Genomic DNA, 25,939 nt, shown 5'->3' with positions numbered 1-25,939 from the left:
AATGGAAATGAAGCAGCAGTATACAGCGTATGAGAAATTACAGTATGAAGAAATGACAGGCGCTGGGCATGTGATTCAATGTTTAAAGAGATTAGGTGTAACGACCGTTTTCGGCTATCCGGGCGGAGCAATCTTGCCAATATACGATGCTTTATACGAAAGTGGTTTGAAACATGTTTTAACTCGTCATGAACAAGCTGCTATTCATGCGGCTGAAGGATATGCGAGAGCTTCTGGAAAGGTCGGGGTAGTCTTTGCTACCTCTGGCCCAGGGGCGACAAATTTAGTTACGGGTTTAGCAGACGCTTATATGGATTCGATTCCTTTAGTTGTCATTACCGGGCAAGTTGCAACGCCTTTAATTGGTAAAGATGGATTTCAAGAAGCGGATGTTGTCGGAATTACAGTACCTGTTACGAAGCATAATTACCAGGTTCGTGATGTGAATCATGTATCACGAATTGTGCAAGAAGCTTTTTACATCGCCAAAAGCGGGCGCCCGGGACCAGTATTAATTGATATTCCAAAAGATGTTCAAAATGCAAAAGTCACCAGTTTCTTTAATGAAGAAGTTGATATTCCGGGGTACAAACCAGAACTTGTACCAGACAGCATGAAACTTAGAGAGGTGGCTAAAGCAATTTCAAAATCTAAGCGTCCACTTCTTTATATTGGAGGAGGTGTCATTCATTCAGGTGGATCCGATGAACTCTTCGAATTCGCAAGGGAGAACCGTATTCCAGTCGTTTCAACTTTAATGGGACTTGGTGCATATCCACCGGATGATCCATTGTTTCTAGGGATGCTTGGTATGCATGGGACATACGCTGCTAATATGGCGGTAACAGAATGTGATTTACTACTTGCATTAGGTGTTCGCTTCGATGATCGTGTAACAGGAAAATTAGAACTTTTTTCTCCGCACTCGAAAAAAGTACATATTGATATTGATTCTTCTGAGTTTCATAAAAATGTAACTGTAGAACATCCGATTGTTGGTGATGTAAAAAAAGCGTTACACATGCTGTTACATATGTCTATTTATACACAAACAGACGAATGGCTTCAGAAAGTAAAGACATGGAAAGAAGAATATCCACTTTCTTATAAGCAAAAAGAATCTGAGTTAAAACCACAGCATGTGATCAACTTAGTAAGTGAATTAACGAATGGTGAAGCGATTGTCACAACAGAAGTAGGTCAGCATCAAATGTGGGCTGCTCACTTCTATAAAGCAAGAAAACCTCGGACGTTCCTTACCTCTGGAGGATTAGGAACAATGGGGTTTGGTTTTCCAGCGGCAATTGGTGCTCAGCTAGCTAAAAAAGAAGAACTTGTCATTTGTATTGCAGGTGACGCTTCTTTTCAAATGAACATTCAAGAACTACAAACAATTGCTGAAAATAACATCCCTGTAAAAGTATTTATCATAAATAACAAATTTTTAGGGATGGTAAGGCAATGGCAAGAAATGTTTTATGAAAATCGTTTATCAGAATCAAAAATTGGATCACCAGATTTTGTGAAAGTAGCAGAAGCTTATGGAGTAAAGGGATTAAGAGCAACAAATTCAACCGAGGCAAAACAAGTGATGTTAGAAGCATTTGCTCATGAAGGTCCTGTCGTAGTTGATTTTTGTGTAGAAGAAGGTGAAAACGTATTTCCGATGGTTCCGCCAAACAAAGGGAATAACGAAATGATTATGAAGAGGTGGGAAGAATGAGTCATACTTTTTCACTCGTTATTCATAACGAGCCAAGCGTCTTATTACGTATAAGTGGGGTTTTTGCTCGGCGTGGTTATTATATTTCTTCTTTACATTTAAAAGAAAGAGATACTAGTGGTGTTTCTGAAATGAAACTCACAGCAGTTTGTACTGAAAATGAAGCGACATTACTTGTTAGTCAGTTGAAAAAATTAATTGATGTTCTGCAAGTAAATAAATTATAAGGAGTGTATGGAATATGAAAACATATTATGAAAAAGATGCAAATGTAGAGTTATTACAAGGAAAAACTGTTGCAGTAGTTGGTTATGGATCACAAGGTCATGCGCAAGCACAAAATTTACGTGATTCTGGTGTAGAGGTTGTAGTTGGTGTTCGTCCTGGTAAGTCGTATGAAGTAGCGAAAGCGGATGGATTTGAAGTAATGTCTGTTTCAGAAGCGGTTCGAACCGCACAAGTTGTACAAATGTTATTGCCAGATGAACAGCAAGCTCATGTGTATAAAGCAGAGGTAGAAGAGAATCTTCGTGAAGGACAAATGTTACTTTTCTCACATGGATTTAACATTCACTTCGGACAAATTAATCCGCCAAGTTACGTAGATGTAGCGATGGTCGCACCAAAAAGTCCAGGACATCTCGTTCGCCGTGTATTCCAAGAAGGAAATGGTGTTCCGGCATTAGTCGCAGTACATCAAGATGCTACGGGCACGGCATTAAGCGTAGCACTGGCGTATGCAAAAGGTGTAGGGTGTACACGTGCGGGGGTAATTGAAACGACATTCCAAGAAGAAACCGAAACGGATTTATTCGGTGAGCAAGCTGTACTTTGCGGCGGGGTAACTGCACTTGTGAAGGCCGGGTTCGAAACGTTAACGGAAGGTGGATATCGCCCTGAAATTGCATACTTTGAATGTTTGCATGAATTAAAGCTAATTGTTGACTTAATGTACGAAGGTGGATTAACGACTATGCGCCATTCTATTTCAGATACGGCAGAGTTTGGAGATTATGTAACAGGATCGAGAATTGTTACAGATGAAACGAAGAAGGAAATGAAGCGTGTTTTGACAGAAATTCAGCAAGGTGAATTTGCGAAGAAATGGATTTTAGAAAATCAAGCAGGGCGTCCGACGTATAACGCAATGAAAAAAGCAGAGCAAAATCATCAATTAGAAAAAGTGGGAGCAGAGCTTCGTGAAATGATGAGTTGGATTCATGCACCGAAAGAATTAGTAAAGAAATAGAGTAAGAGAGTATAAATGAAAAATATGTAAGAGGGGATTTGACAAGATGAGAAGTGACATGATTAAAAAAGGTTTTGATAAAGCGCCGCACCGTAGTTTATTAAAAGCAACTGGTTTGAAAGATGAAGATTTTGATAAACCTTTTATAGCGATTTGTAATTCTTTTATTGAAATTATTCCAGGGCATAAACACTTGAACGAGTTTGGAAAACTTGTAAAAGAGGCAGTTCGTGCGGCAGGTATGGTACCATTCGAATTCAATACAATTGGAGTTGACGATGGTATTGCGATGGGGCATATTGGTATGCGTTATTCTCTTCCGAGTCGTGAAATAATTGCAGATTCAGTAGAAACGGTTGTAAATGCACACTGGTTTGACGGCATGATTTGTATCCCAAACTGTGACAAAATTACACCAGGTATGATGATGGCTGCACTACGTATTAATATTCCGACTGTGTTTGTTTCAGGCGGCCCGATGGCAGCAGGAAAAACATCTAAAGGAGAAGTTGTTGATCTGAGTTCCGTTTTTGAAGGAGTAGGAGCTTATCAATCTGGGAAAATTTCAGAAGAAGAATTAAAAGATATTGAAGATCATGGCTGTCCATCTTGTGGATCTTGTTCGGGTATGTTTACCGCGAACTCTATGAATTGTTTATGTGAAGTGTTAGGTTTAGCTCTTCCTGGTAACGGGAGTATTTTAGCAATTGATCCAAGACGTGAAGAGTTAATTAAACAAGCAGCAGAGAAATTGAAAATTTTAATTGAAAGAGATATTAAACCAAGAGACATTGTAACGGAAGAAGCAATTGATGATGCGTTTGCGCTTGATATGGCGATGGGCGGTTCAACAAATACAGTGTTGCATACATTGGCGCTCGCGCAAGAGGCTGGATTAGATTACGATATGAACCGTATTGATGCCGTTTCAAGACGTGTACCACATTTATGTAAAGTAAGCCCTGCTTCCAATTGGCATATGGAAGATATTGATCGTGCGGGCGGGATTAGTGCAATTTTGAAAGAGATGAGCCGGAAAGAAGGAGTACTTCATCTTGATCGAATAACTGCTACGGGGCAAACATTAAGAGAAAATATTGCTGAGGCAGAGATTAAAGATAAGGAAGTTATTCACTCTCTTGAAAACCCTCATAGTGAGGAAGGAGGATTGCGTATATTAAAAGGCAACCTTGCGAAAGATGGAGCGGTTATTAAAAGCGGTGCAACAGAGGTAAAGCGTTTTGAAGGACCTTGCGTTATTTTTAATTCACAAGATGAGGCACTTGCTGGCATTATGCTTGGGAAAGTGAAAAAAGGAGATGTAGTTGTCATTCGTTATGAAGGACCAAGAGGTGGCCCTGGTATGCCAGAAATGTTAGCACCAACATCAGCAATTGCTGGAATGGGATTAGGTGCTGAGGTTGCATTATTAACGGATGGACGTTTCTCTGGAGCTTCACGTGGAATTTCAGTAGGACATATTTCACCAGAAGCAGCAGCGGGCGGGATGATTGCACTTCTTGAACAAGGGGATATTGTATGTATTGATGTTGAAGAACGTTTGTTAGAAGTAAGAGTGAGTGATGAGGAATTAGAAAAGCGTAAAAAAGAATGGAAACGACCAGAACCGAAAGTGAAAACTGGCTGGCTTGGACGTTATGCACAAATGGTAACATCGGCGAATACAGGGGCTGTTCTGAAAATCCCAAATTTTGATTGAGCCAATTTAAAAGAGATAAGGATGATATATAATGGTGCAAAAGGTAAAGGAGAGAGTGAAAATTGAAGATATCTTAATGGCTCATAATTGCATGAAAGATATCGTTATTAAAACACCGTTACAACGTGATACAGTTTTATCTGAGAAATATGATTGTGACGTTTATGTAAAACGAGAAGACTTACAATTAATTCGCTCTTTCAAAATTCGTGGTGCATACAATTTGATTCAAAGTTTACCGAAAGAAAAGTTACAAAACGGTGTTGTTTGTGCAAGTGCTGGTAATCATGCGCAAGGAGTTGCTTATACATGTAATTTATTGAAGATTCCGTCGAAAATATTTATGCCCACAACAACACCGAAACAAAAAGTATCACAAGTACAATTTTTCGGTGGTGATTTCGCAGAGATTGTATTAGTTGGTGATACATTCGATAGCTCTTTCCAAGAAGCACAGTGTTATTGTGAAGAAAATAGAATGACATTTGTTCATCCGTTTGATGATCCGTATGTCGTTGCTGGTCAAGGGACAGTGGCAGTTGAAATTATGCATGATATGGAGAAACCGGTTGATTATATCTTTACAGCAATCGGTGGTGGTGGATTAGCATCAGGTGTTGGTACATATGTAAAAGGTGTTAGTCCTACTACAAAGGTTATTGGTGTAGAACCGATGGGAGCTGCATCTATGAAAGAGGCTTTTCTTCAAAATGATAATGTCGCATTAGAGAAAATAGATAGTTTTGTTGATGGGGCAGCGGTTAAAAAGGTAGGAAAGTTAACTTTTGAAACTTGTAAAGATGTAATTGATGACATTGTTTTAGTACCAGAGGGAAAAGTTTGTACGACGATTTTAGAACTGTATAAGAAAAATGCGATTGTAGCTGAACCGGCTGGTGCACTCTCTATTGCAGCACTTGATTTATACAGGGATGAAATAAAAGGTAAAACAGTTGTATGTACGCTAAGTGGTGGAAATAATGATATTGATAGAATGCAAGAAATGAAAGAGCGTTCGCTCATTTATGAAGGACTGAAACATTACTTTATCATTGAATTTCCGCAACGTTCAGGTGCGCTAAGAGAATTTCTTGATAAAGGATTAGGACCAGAAGATGACATTACGCGCTTTGAGTATATTAAGAAACATAATAAAGAAAATGGTCCAGCATTAGTCGGAGTAGAATTAAAACATAAAGAAGATTATGAGCAATTAATTACTCGCTTTAAAGAAAATAATATTCAATTTATGGAGCTTAATAAAAACCCTGTTTTGTTTGATTTGCTTATTTAATAGAAGGGAAGAGTTAGCATCTAAATAAAAAAGATAGATACAAGCGAGGAAATATAGTGCTTGTTCTATCTTTTTTATAGTTAAACTAGATACTCATTAAATTCAAGAAGAATAAAGCTAGTTAACCAAAAGAGTATCGCAATACGAATGATTACATACATTGTAAATTCAAAAGGAGTAAGATTTCTCTCACGCTTTATTTTTTTTAGAAGTCTAACAGAGAAAACTGAACATAAAAGTAGAACTGCTATAGACATTTTATAAATATTCTCTAACAAACTTACATTTTCTAATAAGTTTTTCAGCATGTTTATCACCTATTCTGTAAAGTATATTACAGAGAAATAGATCTTGGACTGTCTAGTTTCGTTTGTTTTTTATTTTCCCTATATCATCAATTTCTACATCAGTTGAAATTGTTTGTAAATATTGAAGAGCTTTTTTCTTTTCTTCCTCATTTACAGGGGAAACTTGGTTGTTGCGAATGATATAAGGATTGAATGACATTTGGACATCCTTTCCTTTAAAAGTTAAAGTTAATACGCCAGTTTCGGCGCTTTTTCCATTCACATAACTTGGGAATAAAAAGTTACCTAATGAGTAAGCGATAGGAACTTTATTATAATACTCAAATCCTTGTAACCAATGTGGGTGACTCCCGACAATCGCGTTAGCTCCTGCTTCAACCATTTTAGGTACATATTGCTTTTGGTATTCTACCGGACGGTTTGATTTTTCAACGCCCCAATGCATATAGACGATTAAATAGTCTGCATCTTTCTTTTGTTCTTTAATTGTTTTTGTTACAAGATTTAAATCATAGCCATTCGCAACGCCAGGTTTATTCTCACCAGCTACCCAATTAGAATCAGGCATAAATCGAACGAAGGAAAGAAATTTAAATTTTTTCCCTTTTACGGTCATTTCTCGTGCTGTATATGCATCTTTCGCATTTTTTCCGGCTCCAGTGTAAGGGAACTTTAATTTTTCTACGTGAGAAATCGTATCTAATAATCCATCTTGCCCATAATCAAGTGTGTGGTTATTCCCAATATTTACGATGTCATATCCAGTGTTTTTAATAGCTTGTAGTGTAGATGGATCACTTTTAATCCAAAACAGTTGCCCAGGTGATTTCTTTTCTTTCGTTGTAAATGCCGACTCTAAATTCACAAAAGAAATATCAGCTTTTTTTATTTCTTCTTTTACATGTTGGAATGGGTAATCAGCCCCATTCTTTTCGATTATAGGACGTAATTGCCAATCAAACATTGTATCACCAGAGAAGGTGAGTGTGATTTCTTGGTCTTCTATTTTCTTTTCGCTTTTTGAAGCGGTTTTACTAGATTTGTTTTGTAAATCGGGTTTGTCTTTTGCTTTTGAAATAAAAGAGTAATTGATTAATAAAACAATCGGTGTAATGAAAAAGGCTATTAACAAAAATCGTTTTAGTAAAGTTTTCATGTATACCTTCCCTTTTAATATTATCCCGCAATTAAATTAACACTGAATCTATTAAAGGTAATTAAAGTTACAAAAAATAGCGGGTTATGTAGTGGAAAACATTTGTTAATATTCTCAATATTAAGTTAACATATAGATGACCTGTAAATCAATGTATAAACCAAAATATAGAAATAAAGAATTCGAAGGGTGAAGAATGAGAAATGGTTATATTAGGAGCAGTTGTAAATGGAATTTGTATTATATTTGGTACTTTACTTGGTAAATTATTTAGTAGGATTCCAAAAAGTATGAAAGGGACGATAATGCACGCAATCGGTTTAGCGGTTACTGTGCTTGGGCTTCAAATGGCATTAAAAAGTGAAAACTTTCTTGTTGTCATACTGAGTTTAGTGATTGGTACGGTAATTGGAGAATGGTTACAATTAGAAGAAAAGTTAAAACATTTAGGGGATTGGCTAGAAAATAAAGTTGGATCGAAAGGGAAAGGTAGCATATCAGAAGGTTTTGTAACAGCTACTTTAATTTTTGCAATTGGCGCGATGGGGATACTTGGTGCACTTGACAGTGGGATTCGCGGAAATCATGATATTTTATTTACAAAGGCGATTATCGATGGATTTATTTCTATTATATTAACGACAACTCTAGGAATTGGCGTAGTATTTTCGGCGATTCCAGTTGTTTTATATGAAGGTGGTATTGCAGTTTTTGCAACACAAATTAATAGTTTTGTCCCGAAAGAATTAATGAACCAATTTATAGTGGAGATGACGGCTACGGGCGGCATTATGATATCTGCTATTGGATTGAACTTGCTTAGTATTATTAAAATCAAGGTGGCAAATTTACTTCCAGGTATATTGGTAGTGGGTGTAATTGTTTCAATTATTTATGGTTACGGTTTGTTAGTAAATTAGTAGAGGATGGAAATACATATGAAGGAATTTCAATTTACAAAACGTGTGCATAAAATATTGGAGATTGCAACAAAAGAGAGTGAGTATAACATAATTCACCCGGTCCATCTGTTTATAGGTATGTGTAAAGAAGGTACAGGAGTTTGTGCTGAGTTATTTATGTATTTGTTTCATAAAGTGGGTCCAGATTTTTTAGAAAAACTTTCGTTACGAAAACGATTCGATTTACATAATCAAGAATATAAAAAAATAGGGCAATATAAACTATCTTATAAAGCGATAGAAATTTTACAAATAGCGAAGAAACGTATGGAACGCTTTCAGCAAGTAGTAATCAATGAAGGACATATTATGTATGCATTATTTCGTATAGATACAGATGTTGGTGAATTTATACATACACAAATGCAAGAAGATATATTACGTATTACAGCTGTACCGAGAGACTTAGTGGTAGAATTAAATCGTTTTAAAACTATTTATAATACATTATTTTGTCATATAAGAAGAGCCAGTCCTTCTGACTTTGATAAGTTATCACGATTTGTAGCGGATGAATTTGGTGAACGGTGGTTACAGTCGGTTGTTTATGGATTTCGGACATATAACGAAAAGTTACCTATCTATATTGCACAGCAGGAGGAAGTAATAATTGGCTTCGCCTGTTACGATGTAGTGAGAGGAAAGAAAGGATTGTTTGGTCCGATGGGCATAGCGAAACAAAATCGTGTGAAAGGTGTAGGAAAAGAATTATTGCATCATTGTTTATATAATATGAAGCAAGATGGATATGAATATGCGATTATTGGACAAGCAGGTCCCATTGAGTTTTACGAGAGAAATTGTAATGCTCGTTTAATACCGATAGATAATAATTAACCAACTTCATTTAGGGGAGTTGGTTTTATTATGAAAATGATGTAGAGATATAGTGGTTTTTACTAGAAAATAGCGGGTTTTGTAGTAAAATTTGCATATAAAGCAAATTACTAAACTTTTTACAAGAAAGGGTGTAGAATGGGTATCTAAAGAAAGAAGGTGTGAAAATGGCCAGCTGGAAACGGAATTTAATGATTTGTTGGCTAGGTTGTTTTACCACTGCAGCCGGTATGAGTTTAGTAATTCCTTTCTTATCTTTTTATATTGAGGAATTAGGAGTAACTGGCACTTCAAGTATTGCACAGTGGTCGGGACTTGCATTTGGTGTAACATTTTTAATGGGTGCGATTGTATCGCCAATATGGGGAAAGCTTGGTGATATACATGGACGGAAATTGATGCTTATTCGTGCTAGCCTCGGTATGGCGATTATTATGACGCTTATGGGGTTTGTAACGGATGTGTATCAACTAGTCGCACTACGATTTTTAATGGGAGCAGTATCTGGTTTCCTTTCAACAGCGATGACATTTATTGCAGCAGAAACTCCGAAAGAACATTCAGGTTGGGCGATTTCCACAATTTCAACTGGTGGTGTGAGCGGTTCGTTACTTGGTCCATTACTTGGAGGTTATTTGTCTGAATTAATTGGAATGCGTCATGTCTTTCTTGTTACAGGAGCTTTTTTATTCCTTTCCTTTCTCATCGTTTTTTTCTTCCTGCATGAAGAAAATCACTCTGCTCAAGCAAAAAAAATACAGCCGAAAAAAGTATGGACGATGGTCCCAGCGAAGCATTTAATTATTAGTTTATTTGTAACAACATTTATTATTCAACTTGCTAATATGTCAGTTCAACCAATTGTTACATTGTACGTGAAAAATTTAGTAGGTCCTCATACTGCACATATTGAAACAATTGCGGGTGCAGTTATGTCAGCGACAGGATTAGCCGTTATTTTGGCAGCACCAAGACTAGGAAGATTATCAGATCATATCGGTCCTCAAAAAACGTTAGTTGTAGCGTTATTTGCAGCAGGAATTATTTTTATCCCGCAAGCATTTGTAACCTCAGCTTGGCAACTATTAATTCTTCGATTTTTATTAGGTATCGCACAAGCAGGATTATTACCTTCCGTACAAACTCTACTAAAACAACATACACCAACCCATGTTACGGGACGAATATTTGGATATAATCAATCATTTCAGTTTTTAGGAAATATGATTGGTCCAGTGCTCGGGGGACAAATTGCAGCGCATGCAGGTTTCCAATATGTTTTCCTCTCTACATCTTCACTATTATTTATTGCGTGTATTTGGGTTTATTTTCATAATAAGAACGAAGAGGTATCAGAGAAACGACATTTGGAAGTTAGTTAACTAAGTGAATGAAAAAGAAAAAGGATGAAGCAGCATGTGCTTCATCCTTTTCTTTAAAATCGAAGACAAAGATAACTTAATGTACCAAGCTCGTAACTACGGTGAATGACTTCACCGCTATTTTCACCACTTCCCATAGCGATAAATAAAGGAACAAAATGTTCTGCTCTTGGTACTGCTAATTGTGCATGAGGAGCATTTTTCTCCCAATTAAACAATGCATCTTTATCGTTATTCTGCATATGTTTAATAATCCAATCATCAAATTCAATTGCCCATTTTTCAGGTGTAGTTTGATTCCATTTCAGTGCTCGTAAATTATGAACGGTAACGCCACTCCCGATTACTAAAATATCTTCTTGTCCGAGTCCTTTAAGTGCTTCTCCAATTTCAAATTGTTCTTTTGCAGAAAGGAATGGATTGACTGATATTTGCACGACAGGAATATTTGCTTCTGGATACATGCGGTGCAGGAGTGTCCATGAACCATGATCTAAACCTCTCGTCATATTATGATGGACTGGAATACCTTTGTTCTTAAATTTTGTTTCTAAAATAGATGCAATATGAGAAGAGCCTTTCGCACGATATTTGATTTCGTATAACTCAGGGGGAAAACCTCCAAAATCATAAATTGTTTCATACTCGTTATCTGATGAGGAAATCGTTAATACTTCACTTTCCCAATGAGCAGTGAAAATAACAATTGCTTTCGGTTTATATGTTTCTCCAAGTGTTTTTAAAAATCGTGTATAGTCTGTATCTTGAATAGCGAGCATAGGCGAACCATGTGCTAAAAATAATGATGGCATCATAATAGTAGGAACCTCCTAAAAATTATATAGTTACTTTATGTAAGTAACTATATAATTTTATTTTGAATTCGTCAAGAAATTAGTTTAAAAGCAAGTCTGAAAAATACATCATTTGTCATAATGAAAGCAATTACATATAATATAAAATAAGAAAAGTGAATGGATATTCATTTTCTTAAAGCTATACATAATAGAGTTGGGGGCTGACGAAATGAATGTACAGGAAAGTTTCGTTACGGCATTGGATGGATCGGAAATTTATTTGCGTAAGTGGTTACCAGAAGGAGATCCGAGAGGAATTATTCAAATTGCACATGGCATGACAGAGCATGCAGGGGTGTATACAGAATTTGTAGATGCTTTATTGGAAGCAGGGTATGGTGTTTATGCGCATGATCATAAAGGACATGGGAAAACAGTAAAAAAAGAAGAAGATTATGGTCATTTTGAACCAAATATAGGGTGGAATCAAGTTGTATCGGATGTTATCTTTGTTTCAGAAAGGATAAAAGAAGAGCAGTCAAGTCCTTTGTTTTTACTTGGACATAGTATGGGTTCTTTTTTATCAAGACGTGCTGTACAACTTAGGGGTGAACTATACGATGGATTTCTGATTTCAGGAACAGGTGGAAATCCAGGGCTTTTAGGAGCTATTGGTCATAAAGTAGCAACAATCGAAATGAAATTGCGCGGGGCAAAAACGAAAAGTCCAATGTTAAACTTTTTATCTTTCGGAAACTTCAATTCGAACTTTAAGCCAAATCGTACAAAATTTGATTGGTTATCTTCAGATAATAATCAAGTTGATAAATATATTGCGGATCCGTTATGTGGTTTCATTTGTACGACGAGTTTTTACCGAGAATTATTTTCTGGAGTATTAGAAGTAAATAAACTAGAAGAATACAAGAAGACGCCAAAGAATCTTCCAATACATATATTCTCTGGTGATCGTGATCCTGTTGGCGATATGGGGAAAGGTGTAAAAGAAGTATATGAAAACTATAAAAAATGTGGTGTGAAAGATGTGACACTACGTTTATATGAAAATGGTAGACATGAAATGTTTCATGAAGTAAATAAGGATGAAGTATTTAAAGATTTAATTTCGTGGTTAGATGCGCATAATAAATGAGAAAGATAATCCCAAACTGTTTGTAGTTTGGGATTATCTATTATACAGAAATAGGGGCAATAAATTCTTAAATTCACTTTACTTAATAAAAAATAAAGAAATATTGTGTGAGAGGAAACCTCACTTTTCTGAAGTGAGGTTTTTTGTAGTAACGAAGTAATAGTGAATAAAACTAATTTTAAAAGTAACTTAAAACCAAACTTTTTATAAAGCAACAGATGCTCGTTCATAATAGTAGTATAATAGTGAATGAGGTGTTAATAGAATGGAAGATAGAACGTTAGGTTTATTACTAGATGTTGTTGGGGAATTATTTTCAGATGAAATTTCAATTGCTGTTTCGAATACGAAAGAATATATTTACTATCGGCCAAGTAAACGAATTGATTTAAAGATTAGTGTCGGGGATCCTATAAAGGAAGGAACGATTGCTCATAAAGCGATGGTGATGAATCAAAAAACCTCTGAGTTTATGAATCGGGATGTTTTTGGTATTCCTTATCATGGAATGGCTGTACCATTTTCAAACAATGGAAAGCTTGAAGGGTGCGTAACGGCAATTTATCCAGCTTTAACGGATGGAAAGTCAGTCGTTACTTTAAAAACAACAGACGGCTGGATTCCGGTTCCTTTTTCAAAGGTTATGTATTTAGAGGCTAAAGATAAAAAGACGTACGTGAATTCAGAAGAGTTATCAGGAACACATAAATACTCTCTGCAAGAATTCGAATACTTGCTTCCGAAAGATTCATTTATTAGATGTCACCGTTCGTTTATTGTAAATGTTAATCATATTAAAGCGATTTATCCTGATACCCATTCTACTTTTGTACTTTCGATGGATAATGGTGAGAGAGTACCAGTTAGTCAATCATACGCTAGTTATTTCCGTAAGCTTCTAGGATTCTAAATTTTGCTGCTTTAGAACCTAGATTTGCTGTTCTGTCTGAATTTTCGGCATTGTATACTAAAATCCCTATTTTGATAGTGTTAATGTGTAAAATAATTATGAATATTCAATGAGAGAGGGATTACATATGGAGAATAATTTAGATAGAATCAGAGATCAACGTCTAAAAGATCGGGTAGTTACACCTGAAGAAGCAGCCTCCTGGATTCAAAGTGGAATGACTTTAGGCTTAAGTGGGTTTACACGTGCAGGTGATGTAAAAGCAGTCCCATTTGCGCTTGTAAACCGAGTTAAGAATGATGAATCTTTTAAAGTAAATGTTTATACTGGGGCTTCTTTAGGCTCGGATGTAGACAAATTATTTGCTGAGGCAGGAATTTTAGGGAAAAGATTACCTTTCCAAGCTGACGCGACTATGCGAAAAGGAATTAATAACGGAGACTTTTTATTTGTGGATCAACACTTGTCTCATACAGCAGAGTTACTCCGCGCTGACGTTCTGGATATAGATTTCGCTATTTTGGAAGCGGTTGCGATTACAGAGGACGGAATGATTATTCCAACCACTTCAATTGGAAATTCCTTAGCGTTTTCCTTAAATGCTAAGTCTATTATTATTGAAATGAATATGGCTCAATCCGCGCAATTAGAGGGGCTACATGATCTATATGAACCAGGTAAACAAGGGGAGAGGCTTCCAATTCCGCTTGTGAAAACAGATGACCGAATTGGAACAATCGGTATTCCAATTGATCCTGAAAAAGTAAAGGGAATTGTGTTTACGAATCAATTGGATTCGCCATCGACAATTGTTCCTCCGGATGAAGAAACTGTTATTATGGCACAGCATTTAATAGAATTCCTTCGAGAAGAAGTTAAAGTAGGCCGATTAACAAATCGTTTAGCGCCGTTACAATCAGGAATTGGTTCAGTGGCTAACGCCGTATTGCATGGAATGTTAGATTCAGAATTTGAAGATTTAGAAGTATATTCCGAGGTTTTACAAGATGCAGTTTTTGATCTTATGGATGCTGGAAAAGTCAATTTTGCTTCTTGTTGTTCTATCACGCTTTCTGAAGAGAAAATGCAACAAGTATTTTCTAACTTTGAAAAATATCGTGACAAATTAATGATGCGTCCGCAAGAGATTTCCAATCATCCTGAAATCATTCGTCGCCTTGGATTAATCTCAATTAATACTGCATTAGAATTAGATATATACGGAAATGTTAACTCTACTCACGTTTTAGGTACAAAAATGATGAATGGTATTGGTGGGTCTGGTGATTTTGCAAGAAATGCACGCTTAGCTATCTTTGTTACTAAATCGATTGCGAAAGGTGGTAACATTTCAAGTATCGTTCCTTTCGTTTCTCATGTAGACCATACTGAACATGATGTAGATGTTATCGTCACTGAACAGGGGTATGCCGACTTAAGGGGACTTGCGCCAAGAGAAAGAGTGGAACTTATTATTGAGAATTGCGCACATCCAATGTATCGTGATCAACTACGTGCCTATTACGAAGAAGCAAAAACAAGAGGTGGACAAACTCCTCATATTTTAGAAAAAGCTTTTTCTTGGCATACGAATTATGCTAAAAATGGAACAATGCTTGAAGCGGTAGTAGAAACTGTATAGGTTTGTATCGTACGAAATAGTAAAATGAATGAGTGAGTTTGAAGATTAAATTTTAGAAAAAGAGAACGCCAACTTTTAGGGATGGCGTTCTTTTTCTTTAAAAAAATTGTTGAAAATCGTACTGATTATAATAAAGATTTATAAAATTAATTTCTAATTTATGAAAATAAAAGGTTTTTTGAAGTGCTTTCCGAATCAATTTAGTAGTTTACATATCGAAGGTGAGGAAAAAGAATCATGAAGATAAGAGAAGCGTTATTAAGTGAAGCAAATGAATTAAGTGAACTCGCACTACAATCAAAAGCAACGTGGGATTATAGTGAAGAATTCATACTTGCTTGTAAGGAAGATTTAACAATTACAGAAGAATACATAAAAAATAATTTTGTATATGTTTTAGAAAACGATAATGCGAAGATTGGTTTTTTCTCATTTTTACGTAATGATAAAGCTCTCGATTTCTTGTACATTCATCCTGATTACAAAGGAAAAGGTTACGGGAAAATACTTTGGGAGTACGTAATAGAAAAAGCCAATGAACTAGGATTAAAAAGTTTTACGATTGATAGTGATCCGAATGCAAAAGGATATTACTTGAAAATGGGGGCACAGTTAATAGGAGAGACACCATCAACTGTCTTTAAGGGTCGTGTACTGCCTTTTTTGAAATATGATGTGTAAAACTATTAATAGTAGGGGAAGATTAGAATGGATGATGTAAAGGAAAAAAGAATATATGAAGCACTAATAAAATCGTGGTCGATTGAAACAAGTTCAAAGTGGACAATTGAAAACCCAGCAAAGGGACAGTGTGGTGTAACGGCTCTAGTCGTTCAAGACATATATGGAGGAGAAATTAAAAAGACAAAAGTAAGAGAGGTATGGCACTTTTATAACTTTATAGATGGGCAGAGATTTGATTTTACAGAGACTCAATTCAATGGGAAATTGAATTATATGGATGAAAAGTCAAATCGGAAAGAAGCATTTGCAGATACAAATGAAAAACAATATAGCATTTTGAAGGAAAAAGTAACGAAAGAATTCAAATTATCTTTTGACTCTTAATCTTTAATAAGTTACTATAATGGTGGTAACTTATTAAAGGGAACTTCATAGAGTTGAAAGGGGAAATACTTTTGAAAACAACTTATGTAAACGCTACAATTGTAACGATGAATGAACAAAACGAAGTGATAGAAAATGGATATATCATTGTAGAAAATGATCAAATTATAGATGTAAAGAGCGGAAAATTCGCTAATGATTTTGAAGTAGATGAAGTAATTGACATGAAAGGAAAGTGGGTTTTACCAGGGCTTGTAAATACACATACACACGTTGTAATGAGTCTCCTAAGAGGTATTGGCGATGATATGTTATTACAGCCGTGGCTTGAGACGAGAATTTGGCCACTGGAAAGTCAATTTACTCCCCAAATTGCGGTCGCTAGTACGGAATTAGGATTACTTGAGATGGTGAAAAGTGGTACAACATCATTCTCTGACATGTTTAATCCAATTGGAGTAGATCAAGACGCAATTATGGAAACGGTATCAAGGAGCGGGATGCGAGCTGCTGTTTCAAGGACTTTATTTAGCTTCGGAACGAAAGACGATGAAAAGAAAGCGATTGAAGAAGCTGAGAAATATGTGAAGCGTTACTATAACGAAAGTGGCATGTTAACTACGATGGTTGCACCACATAGTCCATATACATGTAGTACAGAATTGTTAGAAGAGTGCGCACGGATTGCAGTAGAGAATCAAACGATGGTTCATATCCATCTTTCTGAAACAGAGCGTGAAGTACGTGATATTGAAGCACAATATGGAAAACGTCCAGTAGAATATGCAGCGAGCTGCGGATTGTTTAAACGCCCAACAGTTATTGCACACGGTGTAGTATTAAATGACGATGAGCGTGCATTTTTAGCAGAAAATGACGTTCGAGTAGCTCATAATCCGAATAGTAATTTAAAACTAGGTTCTGGTATAGCGAATGTAAAAGCGATGCTAGAAGCAGGAATAAAAGTAGGAATTGCAACAGATAGTGTTGCGTCTAACAATAATTTAGACATGTTTGAAGAAATGCGCATAGCGACTTTACTACAAAAAGGTATTCACCAAGATGCAACAGCATTACCAGTTGAAACAGCTCTTACACTTGCGACAAAAGGAGCTGCTGAAGTAATCGGGATGAAACAAACAGGATCACTTGAGATTGGAAAATGTGCTGATTTCATTACAATTGATCCGTCTAATAAGCCGCATTTACAACCAGCGGATGAAGTGTTATCACACCTTGTATATGCTGCTAGTGGAAAAGATATAAGCGATGTAATTATTAACGGAAAACATGTCGTTTGGAATGGCGAATGTAAAACGTTAGATGAAGAGCGTATTATATTTGAAGCAAGTCGTTATAAACGAGGTTTGCAAAGATAGATAATTATGTGGCAGTTGAAAAAGCTATCCTTTTAAAGGATAGCTTTTTTCTTGAACGAATAAATATTCAAAAGAATGTCGCATCTTTCTGTTAGTATTTCTGCTATAATATATTACGCTTTATAATATTTTATATTTAAGGAGAACAACTCATGAAGCGAAAAAAGAGCCATTTAATGGTAATGGCACTTGTTACATCTTTATTATTAACAGCTTGTAATAATAAAGCGGATAAAAGTGAAATAGAGGTTAAAAAACAAGTGTTAAATGTAACAGTATCAGAAGAAATTCCTTCTCTGGACACTGTGAAAACAACAGATGGTACATCAGCACACATTATGCAGAATATATTTGAAGGATTATATGTATTAAACGATCAAGATCAGCCTACTCCAGCCATAGCAAAATCGTTTAAAAGAAGTGAAGATGGTAAGAAATATACATTTGACTTGCGTAAAGATGCAAAATGGTCAAATGGGGATAGTGTAACAGCAAATGATTTTATATTTGCGTGGAAACGTGCAATTAACCCTGAAACAGCCTCTCAATATGCGTCCATGCTCTTTTATGTGAAAAATGCGAAAGAGATCAATAAGGGGACAATGCCTCTTGATGCACTTGGGGTTAAAGCAATAAATAATTATACGTTAGAAGTTGAACTCGAACAGCCGGTTCCGTATTTTTTACAGTTGTTAGCACTACCTATATACTTACCACAGCATGAATCATTTTTGAAAGAACAAGGAAACAATTATGCATTGGAACCTAGTAATCTCATATATAACGGTCCATTTGTATTAGAAAAATGGAAGCATGAACAAGAGTTTCAATTAAAGAAGAATGCTACATATTGGGATCGAAAGAAAGTGAAATTAGAGGAAATAAACTTTCATATCGTAAAGGATACAATGACAGCTGTAAATTTATATGAAGCCGGAGATTTGGATCGAGTACCTATTAATTCGCAAGTTGTAGACAAGTATAAAGGGAATAAGGAATTACATATGTCGAGTGATTCTGGAATTGCTATGCTTCGTTTTAATGAAAAAAATACCGCGTTAGCAAATAAAAAGGTGCGTCAATCTATTTCATTAGCGTTAAATAAAGATGATTTCGTTGCTCACTTTATTAATAACGGAGCAAAACCTGCAAGCGGGCTTGTACCAGTTGGTCATGTAAATGAAGTGACCGGTAAAGATTTTAGAAAAGAAAACGGAGATCTTTCTTCATATGATTTGCAAAATGCGCAAAAGATTTGGGAAGAAGCGAAAAAAGAGCTTGAAGTAGAGCAAGTAAACCTCGAGTTTTTAACGTTTGAACAAGATAATGCAAAACGTATGGCAGAATATATAAAAGGTGATTTAGAAAAGAATTTGCAAGGACTCGCGATACAAATTAAACAACAGCCATTTAAGCAAAAATTACAGTTAGAACAAATAGGTGATTACGATATAACTATGGCAAATTGGGGACCTGACTATAAAGACCCAATTAGTTATTTAGAGTTATTTACGACAGGGAATCCGAATAATAAAATGAATTATTCTAATGTTCGTTACGATGAATTAATAAAGAAAGCGAAAACGGATTTTGTACTAGATACGGAAAATCGATGGAAAGCGTTGCGAGAAGCCGAGCAGGTATTATTAGAAGATGCTGCGGTGGCGCCGCTTTATCATATTGGCTCAGCATATGTACAAAAGGATTATGTAAAAGGAATTGAAAAGCATCAATTTGGTGGTATTTATACGTATAAGAATGCTTATATTGCTAATGAATAAATACAAAAAACCTTACTTTTTAAAAGTAAGGTTTTTTACACATGAATTCTATTAAACCGATTTTAATAAAGCGTAAAAATTCGTATCATATGGGATATCATCTTGATACATATAATTTTTTAGAACTCCTTCTTTTTCAAAACCTAGTTTTAATAGCACTTTATTGGAAGCCTCATTTTCAAGAAATACAATTGCCCCAATACGCTTTAAATGAATCGTATGGAAACCGTATGATATAACTTCAGAAACAGCTTCAGTCGCATAGCCTTTTCCCCAGTATTCAGGGAAAAAGGCATAACTTAAATTGGCTCGTTTATGCTCAGAAGACCAATCGTGAAAACCGATGGTACCGATAAGTTCTTTCTTGTCTTTTAATTCGATCCCCCATTTTATACCGCTTCTTGCATTGTAACTCAACTTAAAGTTATGAATGATTTGTTTCACTTGATCAACATCTTGTAACGGTTTTTGGCCATAATAGAGCAGTACATTAGTATTAGAAAAGCATTGTAGTATACGCGGTGCATCTTCTTCGGTAAGTTCTCTTAAAATAAGTCTTTCAGTTTTTAATAAAGGAAACATATTTTCGCTCCTTTTCACATGAAAATAGAATGTATTTGTTATTATATAATCTAATCTGAAAATAAAGATTATTCAAGGCGTAAGGGAATTATTGTCTGGAAATAGATTATATAATTTATCTTAAAAAGAGTTTATAGGATTAATACAAATAATGAATTGAAAAAGGGTATTCCAAATAAAAATTGGAATACCCTTTTTTCATTACCCTACAAATGTTTGATACAGTAAGAAGATATTTAAAACGATAACGAGAGCAGCAATTATCCATGCGATAAATGTTGTTATACGGTGGTTAACGAGTGCACCCATAATCTTTTTGTTACTTGTAAACATAATAAGTGGCACTAGTGCAAATGCAATACCGAATGATAAGACGACTTGGCTCATGACTAGAGCGTAAGTTGGATTTACACCTAAAGCGATAATAACTAATGGTGGAATCATTGTAATAAATCGGCGTAAATATAACGGAATATGCATGCGAATGAAACCTTGCATAATAATATCACCCGACATTGTACCGACAGAAGAGCTAGATAGTCCTGCTGATAAAAGTCCAATCCCAAATAATGCAGCCGATACAGGACCTACTAAATTGGTAAATTGAGTGTAAGCAACATCTAAATCTTCAACGTGCAAGCCATTTTTAAAAAATAGTGCAGCTGCTACAATTAACATACTTGCATTAATTGCTCCAGCAATAACCATTGCAATAATAATATCGATAAATTCGAAACGAAAAATCTTTTTCTTTTGTTCGTCAGTTGTTCCGACCACACGGCGTTGTGTTAATGCAGAATGCAAGTATATTGCATGCGGCATAACTGTCGCACCTAAAATCCCTGCTGCAAGTAATATACTGTCTACACCTTGGAATTTTGGAATAAATAGTCCTGAAAGAAGGGGACTTAATTCTGGTTTTGCATAAAAAACTTGAATCCCAAAAGCAATTACTACAATGAAAATCATTCCTGTAATAATAGCTTCTAGTGGACGAAATCCTCTACGTTGAAATTCAAGGATAATAAATGATCCGGCTGCTGTAATTAAAGCGGCAGGTAGCATGGGGATTCCAAATAGTAAGTAAAGCCCCAATGCAGCTCCAATAAATTCCGCTAAATCTGTAGCCATAATAACTAGTTCACCTTGTATCCATAAGCCGATAGACACAGGCTTTGGAAAGTTTTCACGAGCTATTTCGGGTAAATTGTTTCCTGTAGCAATTCCTAATTTAGCCGATAAAGTTTGGATTAATACAGCCATTAAGTTAGAAGCGAGTATAACCCATAATAGTAAATATCCATATTGTGAACCAGCTGCGATATTTGTAGCAAAGTTGCCAGGATCAATATAAGCAACGGACGCGATAAAAGCGGGTCCTAAAAATGGTAACAGTCTTTTCCAGCCTTTTGTTTCTCCACTTAAAGCTAAGTGAGCTGATTGTACGGTTGTACTTTCAGAAGGGAGATGTTCATCTTTTGTTATATCTTTATTCATAGTAGTTTTCCCCTTTAAAATGTTAACTTGATGAAATTATTGTATTTATTCTTACTCATTATTTCAATACATTTAAATATGTTATATGATAATTTCATTTGAACACGAAAGTTTCCTTAATGCAAATTATATGCCTTTATGCAATGGATGGTGTGATAACGTAAAATAAATTGGGAGTTTATGGTGTGATGACGTGGGGAAACATAATAAATTAAAGGGTCAATTTTGAAATTTATGTGAACATAAAGCCGATAATCCAGCATATTAATTGATGGAATTGCATTTGTATGATATATAATATATTGGGATTACAACATAACCATAGTGTTTTGATGTGTAATCTTGTTTTTTATTTTTGTTAACTGATAGAAAATAGTATAAAGAAAAGAAAATGGGATTCATTTTCTTATTATATATGTTTTGATATGAACGTTAACTTATACATGATTTTAAAAATTAGATAGGTGGTAGAAATACATTGGCAACTACAAAACCATACAGAGTATTACTATATTACATGTACACAACAATTGAAAACCCAGAAGAATTCGCGGCAGAGCATTTAGAATTTTGTAATTCACTTGAATTAAAAGGAAGAATTCTTGTAGCGAAAGAAGGTATTAACGGAACTTGTTCAGGAACTGTAGAACAAACAGAGAAATACATGGAAGCAATGAACAATGATCCACGTTTTGACGGTATTGTATTTAAAATAGATGAAGCTGATGGTCATGCATTCAAGAAAATGCACGTGCGTCCTCGTCCAGAGTTAGTTACACTTCGTCTAGAAGATGACATTAACCCACACGAAATAACTGGCAAGTATTTAGAACCAAAAGATTTTTATGAAGCAATGAAACAAGAAGATACAGTTATCATTGATGCACGAAATGATTATGAGTTTGATTTAGGTCACTTCAAAGGTGCGATTAAACCTGATATCGAATCATTCCGTGAATTACCAGATTGGATTCGTGAAAATAAAGAAGTACTTGAAGGTAAAAAGATTTTAACTTATTGTACAGGCGGAATTCGTTGTGAGAAGTTTTCTGGTTGGTTAGTTCGTGAAGGCTATGAAGATGTAAGTCAGCTTCACGGCGGAATTGTAACGTACGGAAAAGACCCAGAGGTACAAGGTGAGCTTTGGGATGGACAATGTTACGTGTTCGATGAGCGTATTGCTGTACCAGTAAACCAAAAAGAACATGTTATCGTTGGTAAAGACCACTTTACAGGTGAACCTTGTGAGCGCTATGTAAACTGTTCAAATCCAGAATGTAATAAGAAAATTTTATGTTCTGAAGAAAACGAAGCGAAATATTTACGTGCATGTTCTCATGAATGTCGTGTAAGTCCACGTAACCGCTACGTAATACAACATGAATTAACGGAAGAGCAAGTAGCTGCTGCATTAGAGCAAATCGAAGCAGGGAAGTAAACTGAATTCGTATAATAAAAGGGGTACTCCAAGTTTAATTTTGGAGCACCCTTTTTTTATTATCCGGTCCTGTTATTTGTCGGTTTTTGTCGGTAAGTCGATATATTAAAAAAATCGCTGATATATTTCGAGTTGCGCCGATATAATGGGAAAATCGCTGATAAAAATTCACTTACTGCAGCGGGCCAAGAATTTGAAAATAATCTTCTTTAATTTTTATCTTCTTTCTCTTTAACGGCAGAAAGTACAGTTTGTTTTACCCAAGCTTTTCTTCGTTTATGTTGTAGACCCCATTGGTATAAACTTTGGGCTCCTAAAATAAGTGAAATGACAATGCCGCTAATCGCAATTAATAGAGCGAAAAATTCAAGAGGTGACGATATTTTGTTTGAATCGGTGTTTCTTAAAAGGTCAATCATAGTAAACCCTAACATTTGGCCCACTACAGAGTAGAGCGTTAAAATTAATAATAAAAGGCTATCTTTTTTAGAGGCGACATTTTCTTGATATTTAAACAAACTATCAAGATTTTGTTTCGCGTTCGAGTATAGAACCTCAATATTAAAAAGTTTTCTTAAGCGGAAGAAAATATCTTCACTCTGTGATTGGGATACTAATTCTAAAGAAAAATAATTAGCAGTGAACGAATTGATCGAATAAATTAATTTCTCTATTTCATTAGTATCTTGTTCAATATTTAGCTCAGCATAGGCGTTCGCCATTTTTAATAAAACAATTTTATGGAATAGGTTTAATAATAAAGCGTAATAAAATTCCCCGTACATTTGACTAGCAAGTTTAGCGATTTCGCGTTCTCCTTCATTTGTTACACATGTAAAAATATGTTCTTCCATTATGAAATAACGATTTGGAGCCCATCTCTGGTAAGCGTGTTTTTTTAAATAGTCATGAATGTAAGGAAGGTTATTTGCACTCACATATGGCTTACCATCACTTGTTAATCCGGAAAGACTAGAAGTACGATAAACATCCACTTCGTTAAGTTCCATACCTTCTTTTAGTGACAATAAAGTTTGGACGTACATTCTTTGGTCTTCGAAGAAAGGGAAGGTTTGAAAGTATGAACTTCTTAATCTCTTCTTTTCAAAGAAATCAGTTACGCCATGAAATAAATAACCAAAAATGAATTTTTCAACTTGGGAATACTTTTTTCCGTTACATTCAATACAAATAGTCTCATTTGTATCATTTTTAGTTTCAAGTACACGGAAGCGAGCAGCGAATTCGATTGCTTCAGATAAAGTCATGTTTGGAGCAGTGTTTACTTCTGTTCGAATTGTTAAGAAGCCAAGTTCATAAGGACAAAGTGTTACATCAATAGAGTGTATCTTGAATGGGATTGAAATAAGGTTTGTTGTTAAATGTCCAGTTAAGTTAAGGTCCTTTGAATAACGTTGCAAGCCCTTTTGATGCTCTGAGTGAGGAAAGAGAATTTTATTGGTAAATGAAAGATAGTATGCTTCCATATTTTGATGTGAAACTTTAAACTCCCCATAATATGTATTTTCATCATCGAGATGATCGAGCCGAAAAGGACGAAAATCGTTTTTTTGTAAGAAAGGGAACATATTTTGTTCATATCCAGTTTTAAAAGAAAACGGGAATATAAATTGAAATATAGCTGTTGCTACATCTTTTTCCTCAATTGCTTGTATTACCTCCATCTACATTGTTTCCTTTCCGTATATGCTATAGAAACAACATGCCCAAATTTATTTGAAAATAACCACTGTTTTATACCCGATTGAGAGTGAAAATTCAGCTTATTTAGCAGAGGACATGTATAATGTTATGTATACTAAAAGTTATAAAATTTTATTTTGAAAAGGGGGATGCTGTATGCGGATTTTAGTATTAGGCGCTGGTGGAGTCGGAGGATTTTTTGGTGGCAGATTAGTCGAAAAGGGAGAAGATGTTACATTTCTTGTTCGTAGTAAACGGAAAAAACAATTAGAGGAAAGAGGACTTGTAATCCGAAGTGTTAACGGGGATTTTTCCTTTCAACCGAAATTAATAACGAAAGAAGAGAGAACTTCTCCATTTGATGTCATTTTATTTTCAACAAAAGCGTATCACTTAAACGAGGCAATTCAAGATTTGAAGCCGTTTGTTGGCGAAAATACTGTAATCATTCCATTGTTAAATGGTATCGCTCATTTATCGCTATTACAAAAAGAATTCGGCGAAGAAAAAGTAATTGGCGGTTTATGCTTTATCGAGACGACGTTAAACGATCAAGGAGAAATTGTACAAACTAGCGCTGCCAACAGACTTGTGTTTGGAGAAATTAAGTCTCAAAATTCAGAGAGAGTAAAGCATATTTCTAAAGCATTTGCAGGTACGAAATCTAGTTTTGTTTTAAGTGAAAATATTACGCAAGATATGTGGCATAAATATTTATTTATTACTGTAATGTCCGGTGTGACAACGTTAATGCGTGCACCAATTGGACCAATCCGTGAAAGTGAAGGCGGCCGTGATTTTATCCGTAATGTATTTGAGGAATCTGTACAAATCATGAGAGTATTAGGAGCTCCCGTAAAGGAAAATATTGCCGAGGAACATATGAAAACAATTGATAAAATTTCGTATGATATGAAGTCATCGATGCAACGTGATATGGAGAAGGGTTCGTTTATTGAAGGGAAGCACTTGCAAGGATATTTACTGGATGTAGCAGAGAAATTTTCTATAGCGGCACCATTATTAGGCACTATATATCAAAATTTAAAGGTGTATGAAGAGATGACCTTTAACAGATCTGTAATAGAATTAGATGTATGAAAAAATAAAAAAGATAGCAATATATAAGTGTATTGCTATCTTTTTTATTTTTTTGTATGACAAATTATTTATTTCTTTTCGTTCTATCTGTCAAATTTATTTCCTGTTCACGTTTACCATATAACTGATTAATTTCATTTGCTACTGCATCTAAATATGAATCGGAAAAAATAGGCTTCTTTTCTTTAGACATATGGGTCTCCTTTGCGGATTTTTTAGTATTCATTATGTATATTTCTCAGTGGATTATGCACAA

The 25,939-nt window shown here is 35.3% G+C and carries 24 protein-coding genes; 17 read left to right on the top strand and 7 right to left on the bottom strand.

Features of this window, described 5'->3' with window-relative positions:
* The first annotated feature begins 7 nt into the window (after nucleotides 1-7).
* Genes ilvB through ilvA form a run of 5 tightly spaced genes read left to right on the top strand, consistent with a single transcriptional unit; the run spans nucleotide 8 to nucleotide 5,986 of the window.
* On the top strand, nucleotides 8-1,723 hold the full coding sequence (gene ilvB, locus M1D66_RS17955; RefSeq protein ID WP_049107166.1) for an acetolactate synthase large subunit: 1,716 nt from the start codon (nucleotides 8-10) through the stop codon (nucleotides 1,721-1,723).
* Nucleotides 1,720-1,950: an ACT domain-containing protein gene (locus tag M1D66_RS17950; protein WP_242554669.1), complete on the top strand. Its 231-nt coding sequence runs from the start codon at nucleotides 1,720-1,722 to the stop codon at nucleotides 1,948-1,950. The genes ilvB and M1D66_RS17950 overlap by 4 nt, the downstream gene beginning before the upstream one ends.
* A 14-nt stretch (nucleotides 1,951-1,964) precedes the next feature.
* Nucleotides 1,965-2,972: a ketol-acid reductoisomerase gene (ilvC, locus tag M1D66_RS17945; protein ID WP_023521657.1), complete on the top strand. Its 1,008-nt coding sequence runs from the start codon at nucleotides 1,965-1,967 to the stop codon at nucleotides 2,970-2,972.
* A 46-nt stretch (nucleotides 2,973-3,018) separates the two neighbouring features.
* On the top strand, nucleotides 3,019-4,692 hold the full coding sequence (ilvD, locus tag M1D66_RS17940; protein WP_001255815.1) for a dihydroxy-acid dehydratase: 1,674 nt from the start codon (nucleotides 3,019-3,021) through the stop codon (nucleotides 4,690-4,692).
* A 31-nt stretch (nucleotides 4,693-4,723) separates the two neighbouring features.
* A complete protein-coding gene (gene ilvA, locus M1D66_RS17935; protein WP_000250323.1) occupies nucleotides 4,724-5,986 on the top strand; it encodes a threonine ammonia-lyase IlvA in 1,263 nt (420 codons plus the stop codon).
* Nucleotides 5,987-6,066: 80 nt separating this feature from the next.
* Here ilvA and M1D66_RS17930 read toward each other — a convergent pair whose 3' ends face one another.
* Together M1D66_RS17930 and M1D66_RS17925 are read right to left on the bottom strand one after the other, a co-directional pair.
* The gene (locus tag M1D66_RS17930) at nucleotides 6,067-6,294 is read right to left on the bottom strand and encodes a hypothetical protein (protein WP_139849638.1); all 228 of its coding nucleotides are present in this window, start codon (nucleotides 6,292-6,294) and stop codon (nucleotides 6,067-6,069) included.
* Between the two features lie 52 nt (nucleotides 6,295-6,346).
* A complete protein-coding gene (locus M1D66_RS17925; RefSeq protein WP_000854544.1) occupies nucleotides 6,347-7,450 on the bottom strand; it encodes a CapA family protein in 1,104 nt (367 codons plus the stop codon).
* Nucleotides 7,451-7,653: 203 nt separating this feature from the next.
* On the opposite strand from M1D66_RS17925, the gene M1D66_RS17920 reads away from it, so the two are divergent.
* The 3 genes from M1D66_RS17920 to M1D66_RS17910 all read left to right on the top strand — a co-directional run bounded on the left by M1D66_RS17920 (nucleotide 7,654) and on the right by M1D66_RS17910 (nucleotide 10,631).
* Nucleotides 7,654-8,370, top strand: a complete 717-nt coding sequence (locus M1D66_RS17920) for a DUF554 domain-containing protein (RefSeq protein WP_000236052.1) — start codon at nucleotides 7,654-7,656, stop codon at nucleotides 8,368-8,370.
* An 18-nt stretch (nucleotides 8,371-8,388) separates the two neighbouring features.
* A complete protein-coding gene (locus tag M1D66_RS17915; protein ID WP_000657778.1) occupies nucleotides 8,389-9,249 on the top strand; it encodes a GNAT family N-acetyltransferase in 861 nt (286 codons plus the stop codon).
* Nucleotides 9,250-9,416: 167 nt separating this feature from the next.
* Entirely contained in the window at nucleotides 9,417-10,631 is a 1,215-nt protein-coding gene (locus M1D66_RS17910) for a multidrug efflux MFS transporter (RefSeq protein WP_000179295.1), read from the top strand.
* 53 nt (nucleotides 10,632-10,684) lie between these two features.
* Here M1D66_RS17910 and M1D66_RS17905 read toward each other — a convergent pair whose 3' ends face one another.
* On the bottom strand, nucleotides 10,685-11,446 hold the full coding sequence (locus M1D66_RS17905) for a DODA-type extradiol aromatic ring-opening family dioxygenase (RefSeq protein ID WP_000982898.1): 762 nt from the start codon (nucleotides 11,444-11,446) through the stop codon (nucleotides 10,685-10,687).
* A gap of 211 nt (nucleotides 11,447-11,657) precedes the next feature.
* On the opposite strand from M1D66_RS17905, the gene M1D66_RS17900 reads away from it, so the two are divergent.
* From M1D66_RS17900 to M1D66_RS17870, 7 genes are all read left to right on the top strand, one after another.
* Nucleotides 11,658-12,581 carry an alpha/beta hydrolase gene (locus tag M1D66_RS17900; RefSeq protein ID WP_001102583.1) on the top strand — a complete coding sequence of 308 codons (924 nt, stop codon included), beginning with the start codon at nucleotides 11,658-11,660 and terminating at the stop codon, nucleotides 12,579-12,581.
* Nucleotides 12,582-12,846: 265 nt separating this feature from the next.
* Nucleotides 12,847-13,491 carry a LytTR family DNA-binding domain-containing protein gene (locus tag M1D66_RS17895; protein ID WP_000390211.1) on the top strand — a complete coding sequence of 215 codons (645 nt, stop codon included), beginning with the start codon at nucleotides 12,847-12,849 and terminating at the stop codon, nucleotides 13,489-13,491.
* 127 nt (nucleotides 13,492-13,618) lie between these two features.
* Nucleotides 13,619-15,133, top strand: a complete 1,515-nt coding sequence (locus tag M1D66_RS17890; protein WP_000429811.1) for an acetyl-CoA hydrolase/transferase family protein — start codon at nucleotides 13,619-13,621, stop codon at nucleotides 15,131-15,133.
* Nucleotides 15,134-15,370: 237 nt separating this feature from the next.
* A complete protein-coding gene (locus M1D66_RS17885) occupies nucleotides 15,371-15,814 on the top strand; it encodes a GNAT family N-acetyltransferase (protein WP_000701908.1) in 444 nt (147 codons plus the stop codon).
* 27 nt (nucleotides 15,815-15,841) lie between these two features.
* A complete protein-coding gene (locus tag M1D66_RS17880; RefSeq protein WP_000342910.1) occupies nucleotides 15,842-16,201 on the top strand; it encodes a YunG family protein in 360 nt (119 codons plus the stop codon).
* 53 nt (nucleotides 16,202-16,254) lie between these two features.
* On the top strand, nucleotides 16,255-17,580 hold the full coding sequence (locus M1D66_RS17875; RefSeq protein ID WP_144596477.1) for a bifunctional S-methyl-5'-thioadenosine deaminase/S-adenosylhomocysteine deaminase: 1,326 nt from the start codon (nucleotides 16,255-16,257) through the stop codon (nucleotides 17,578-17,580).
* A gap of 152 nt (nucleotides 17,581-17,732) precedes the next feature.
* Nucleotides 17,733-19,361 carry a peptide ABC transporter substrate-binding protein gene (locus M1D66_RS17870; RefSeq protein WP_242554668.1) on the top strand — a complete coding sequence of 543 codons (1,629 nt, stop codon included), beginning with the start codon at nucleotides 17,733-17,735 and terminating at the stop codon, nucleotides 19,359-19,361.
* A 51-nt stretch (nucleotides 19,362-19,412) separates the two neighbouring features.
* On the opposite strand, the gene M1D66_RS17865 is transcribed toward M1D66_RS17870, so the two are convergent.
* Both M1D66_RS17865 and M1D66_RS17860 read right to left on the bottom strand, forming a co-directional pair.
* Complete coding sequence (locus M1D66_RS17865; protein WP_242554667.1) at nucleotides 19,413-19,943, bottom strand: GNAT family N-acetyltransferase; 531 nt, start codon at nucleotides 19,941-19,943, stop codon at nucleotides 19,413-19,415.
* 201 nt (nucleotides 19,944-20,144) lie between these two features.
* The gene (locus M1D66_RS17860; RefSeq protein WP_001030679.1) at nucleotides 20,145-21,440 is read right to left on the bottom strand and encodes an Nramp family divalent metal transporter; all 1,296 of its coding nucleotides are present in this window, start codon (nucleotides 21,438-21,440) and stop codon (nucleotides 20,145-20,147) included.
* Nucleotides 21,441-21,918: 478 nt separating this feature from the next.
* Here M1D66_RS17860 and trhO point away from each other — a divergent pair, with 478 nt between their 5' ends.
* Nucleotides 21,919-22,878 (top strand): oxygen-dependent tRNA uridine(34) hydroxylase TrhO, encoded by a 960-nt coding sequence (gene trhO, locus M1D66_RS17855; protein WP_000246231.1) that lies wholly within the window; start codon nucleotides 21,919-21,921, stop codon nucleotides 22,876-22,878.
* A gap of 209 nt (nucleotides 22,879-23,087) precedes the next feature.
* Here trhO and M1D66_RS17850 read toward each other — a convergent pair whose 3' ends face one another.
* Nucleotides 23,088-24,563, bottom strand: coding sequence for a hypothetical protein (locus tag M1D66_RS17850; RefSeq protein ID WP_086385867.1), 1,476 nt, complete (start codon nucleotides 24,561-24,563; stop codon nucleotides 23,088-23,090).
* Nucleotides 24,564-24,738: 175 nt separating this feature from the next.
* On the opposite strand from M1D66_RS17850, the gene panE reads away from it, so the two are divergent.
* Nucleotides 24,739-25,683 carry a 2-dehydropantoate 2-reductase gene (gene panE / locus M1D66_RS17845; protein WP_001221904.1) on the top strand — a complete coding sequence of 315 codons (945 nt, stop codon included), beginning with the start codon at nucleotides 24,739-24,741 and terminating at the stop codon, nucleotides 25,681-25,683.
* 64 nt (nucleotides 25,684-25,747) lie between these two features.
* On the opposite strand, the gene M1D66_RS17840 is transcribed toward panE, so the two are convergent.
* Nucleotides 25,748-25,876 carry a hypothetical protein gene (locus tag M1D66_RS17840; protein ID WP_000031873.1) on the bottom strand — a complete coding sequence of 43 codons (129 nt, stop codon included), beginning with the start codon at nucleotides 25,874-25,876 and terminating at the stop codon, nucleotides 25,748-25,750.
* Between the last annotated feature and the right edge of the window lie 63 nt (nucleotides 25,877-25,939).

This window comes from Bacillus sp. PK6-16, assembly GCF_056530295.1.
The sequence above is the reverse complement of the archived record's forward strand: the minus strand, read 5'-3'. Positions and strand labels throughout refer to the sequence as shown.

Bases quoted from the DNA above. Each gene is read 5' to 3' on its own strand.
- M1D66_RS17895 (WP_000390211.1), top strand. From the start codon at position 12,847: ATGGAAGATAGAACGTTAGGTTTATTACTAGATGTTGTTGGGGAATTA.
- M1D66_RS17865 (WP_242554667.1), bottom strand. From the start codon at position 19,943: ATGTTTCCTTTATTAAAAACTGAAAGACTTATTTTAAGAGAACTTACC.
- ilvD (WP_001255815.1), top strand. From the start codon at position 3,019: ATGAGAAGTGACATGATTAAAAAAGGTTTTGATAAAGCGCCGCACCGT.
- M1D66_RS17890 (WP_000429811.1), top strand. From the start codon at position 13,619: ATGGAGAATAATTTAGATAGAATCAGAGATCAACGTCTAAAAGATCGG.
- M1D66_RS17915 (WP_000657778.1), top strand. From the start codon at position 8,389: ATGAAGGAATTTCAATTTACAAAACGTGTGCATAAAATATTGGAGATT.
- ilvA (WP_000250323.1), top strand. From the start codon at position 4,724: ATGGTGCAAAAGGTAAAGGAGAGAGTGAAAATTGAAGATATCTTAATG.
- ilvB (WP_049107166.1), top strand. From the start codon at position 8: ATGAAGCAGCAGTATACAGCGTATGAGAAATTACAGTATGAAGAAATG.
- M1D66_RS17885 (WP_000701908.1), top strand. From the start codon at position 15,371: ATGAAGATAAGAGAAGCGTTATTAAGTGAAGCAAATGAATTAAGTGAA.
- M1D66_RS17950 (WP_242554669.1), top strand. From the start codon at position 1,720: ATGAGTCATACTTTTTCACTCGTTATTCATAACGAGCCAAGCGTCTTA.
- panE (WP_001221904.1), top strand. From the start codon at position 24,739: ATGCGGATTTTAGTATTAGGCGCTGGTGGAGTCGGAGGATTTTTTGGT.
- M1D66_RS17880 (WP_000342910.1), top strand. From the start codon at position 15,842: ATGGATGATGTAAAGGAAAAAAGAATATATGAAGCACTAATAAAATCG.
- M1D66_RS17910 (WP_000179295.1), top strand. From the start codon at position 9,417: ATGGCCAGCTGGAAACGGAATTTAATGATTTGTTGGCTAGGTTGTTTT.
- ilvC (WP_023521657.1), top strand. From the start codon at position 1,965: ATGAAAACATATTATGAAAAAGATGCAAATGTAGAGTTATTACAAGGA.
- M1D66_RS17840 (WP_000031873.1), bottom strand. From the start codon at position 25,876: ATGTCTAAAGAAAAGAAGCCTATTTTTTCCGATTCATATTTAGATGCA.
- M1D66_RS17920 (WP_000236052.1), top strand. From the start codon at position 7,654: ATGGTTATATTAGGAGCAGTTGTAAATGGAATTTGTATTATATTTGGT.
- M1D66_RS17905 (WP_000982898.1), bottom strand. From the start codon at position 11,446: ATGATGCCATCATTATTTTTAGCACATGGTTCGCCTATGCTCGCTATT.
- M1D66_RS17870 (WP_242554668.1), top strand. From the start codon at position 17,733: ATGAAGCGAAAAAAGAGCCATTTAATGGTAATGGCACTTGTTACATCT.
- M1D66_RS17925 (WP_000854544.1), bottom strand. From the start codon at position 7,450: ATGAAAACTTTACTAAAACGATTTTTGTTAATAGCCTTTTTCATTACA.
- M1D66_RS17930 (WP_139849638.1), bottom strand. From the start codon at position 6,294: ATGCTGAAAAACTTATTAGAAAATGTAAGTTTGTTAGAGAATATTTAT.
- M1D66_RS17850 (WP_086385867.1), bottom strand. From the start codon at position 24,563: ATGGAGGTAATACAAGCAATTGAGGAAAAAGATGTAGCAACAGCTATA.
- M1D66_RS17860 (WP_001030679.1), bottom strand. From the start codon at position 21,440: ATGAATAAAGATATAACAAAAGATGAACATCTCCCTTCTGAAAGTACA.
- M1D66_RS17900 (WP_001102583.1), top strand. From the start codon at position 11,658: ATGAATGTACAGGAAAGTTTCGTTACGGCATTGGATGGATCGGAAATT.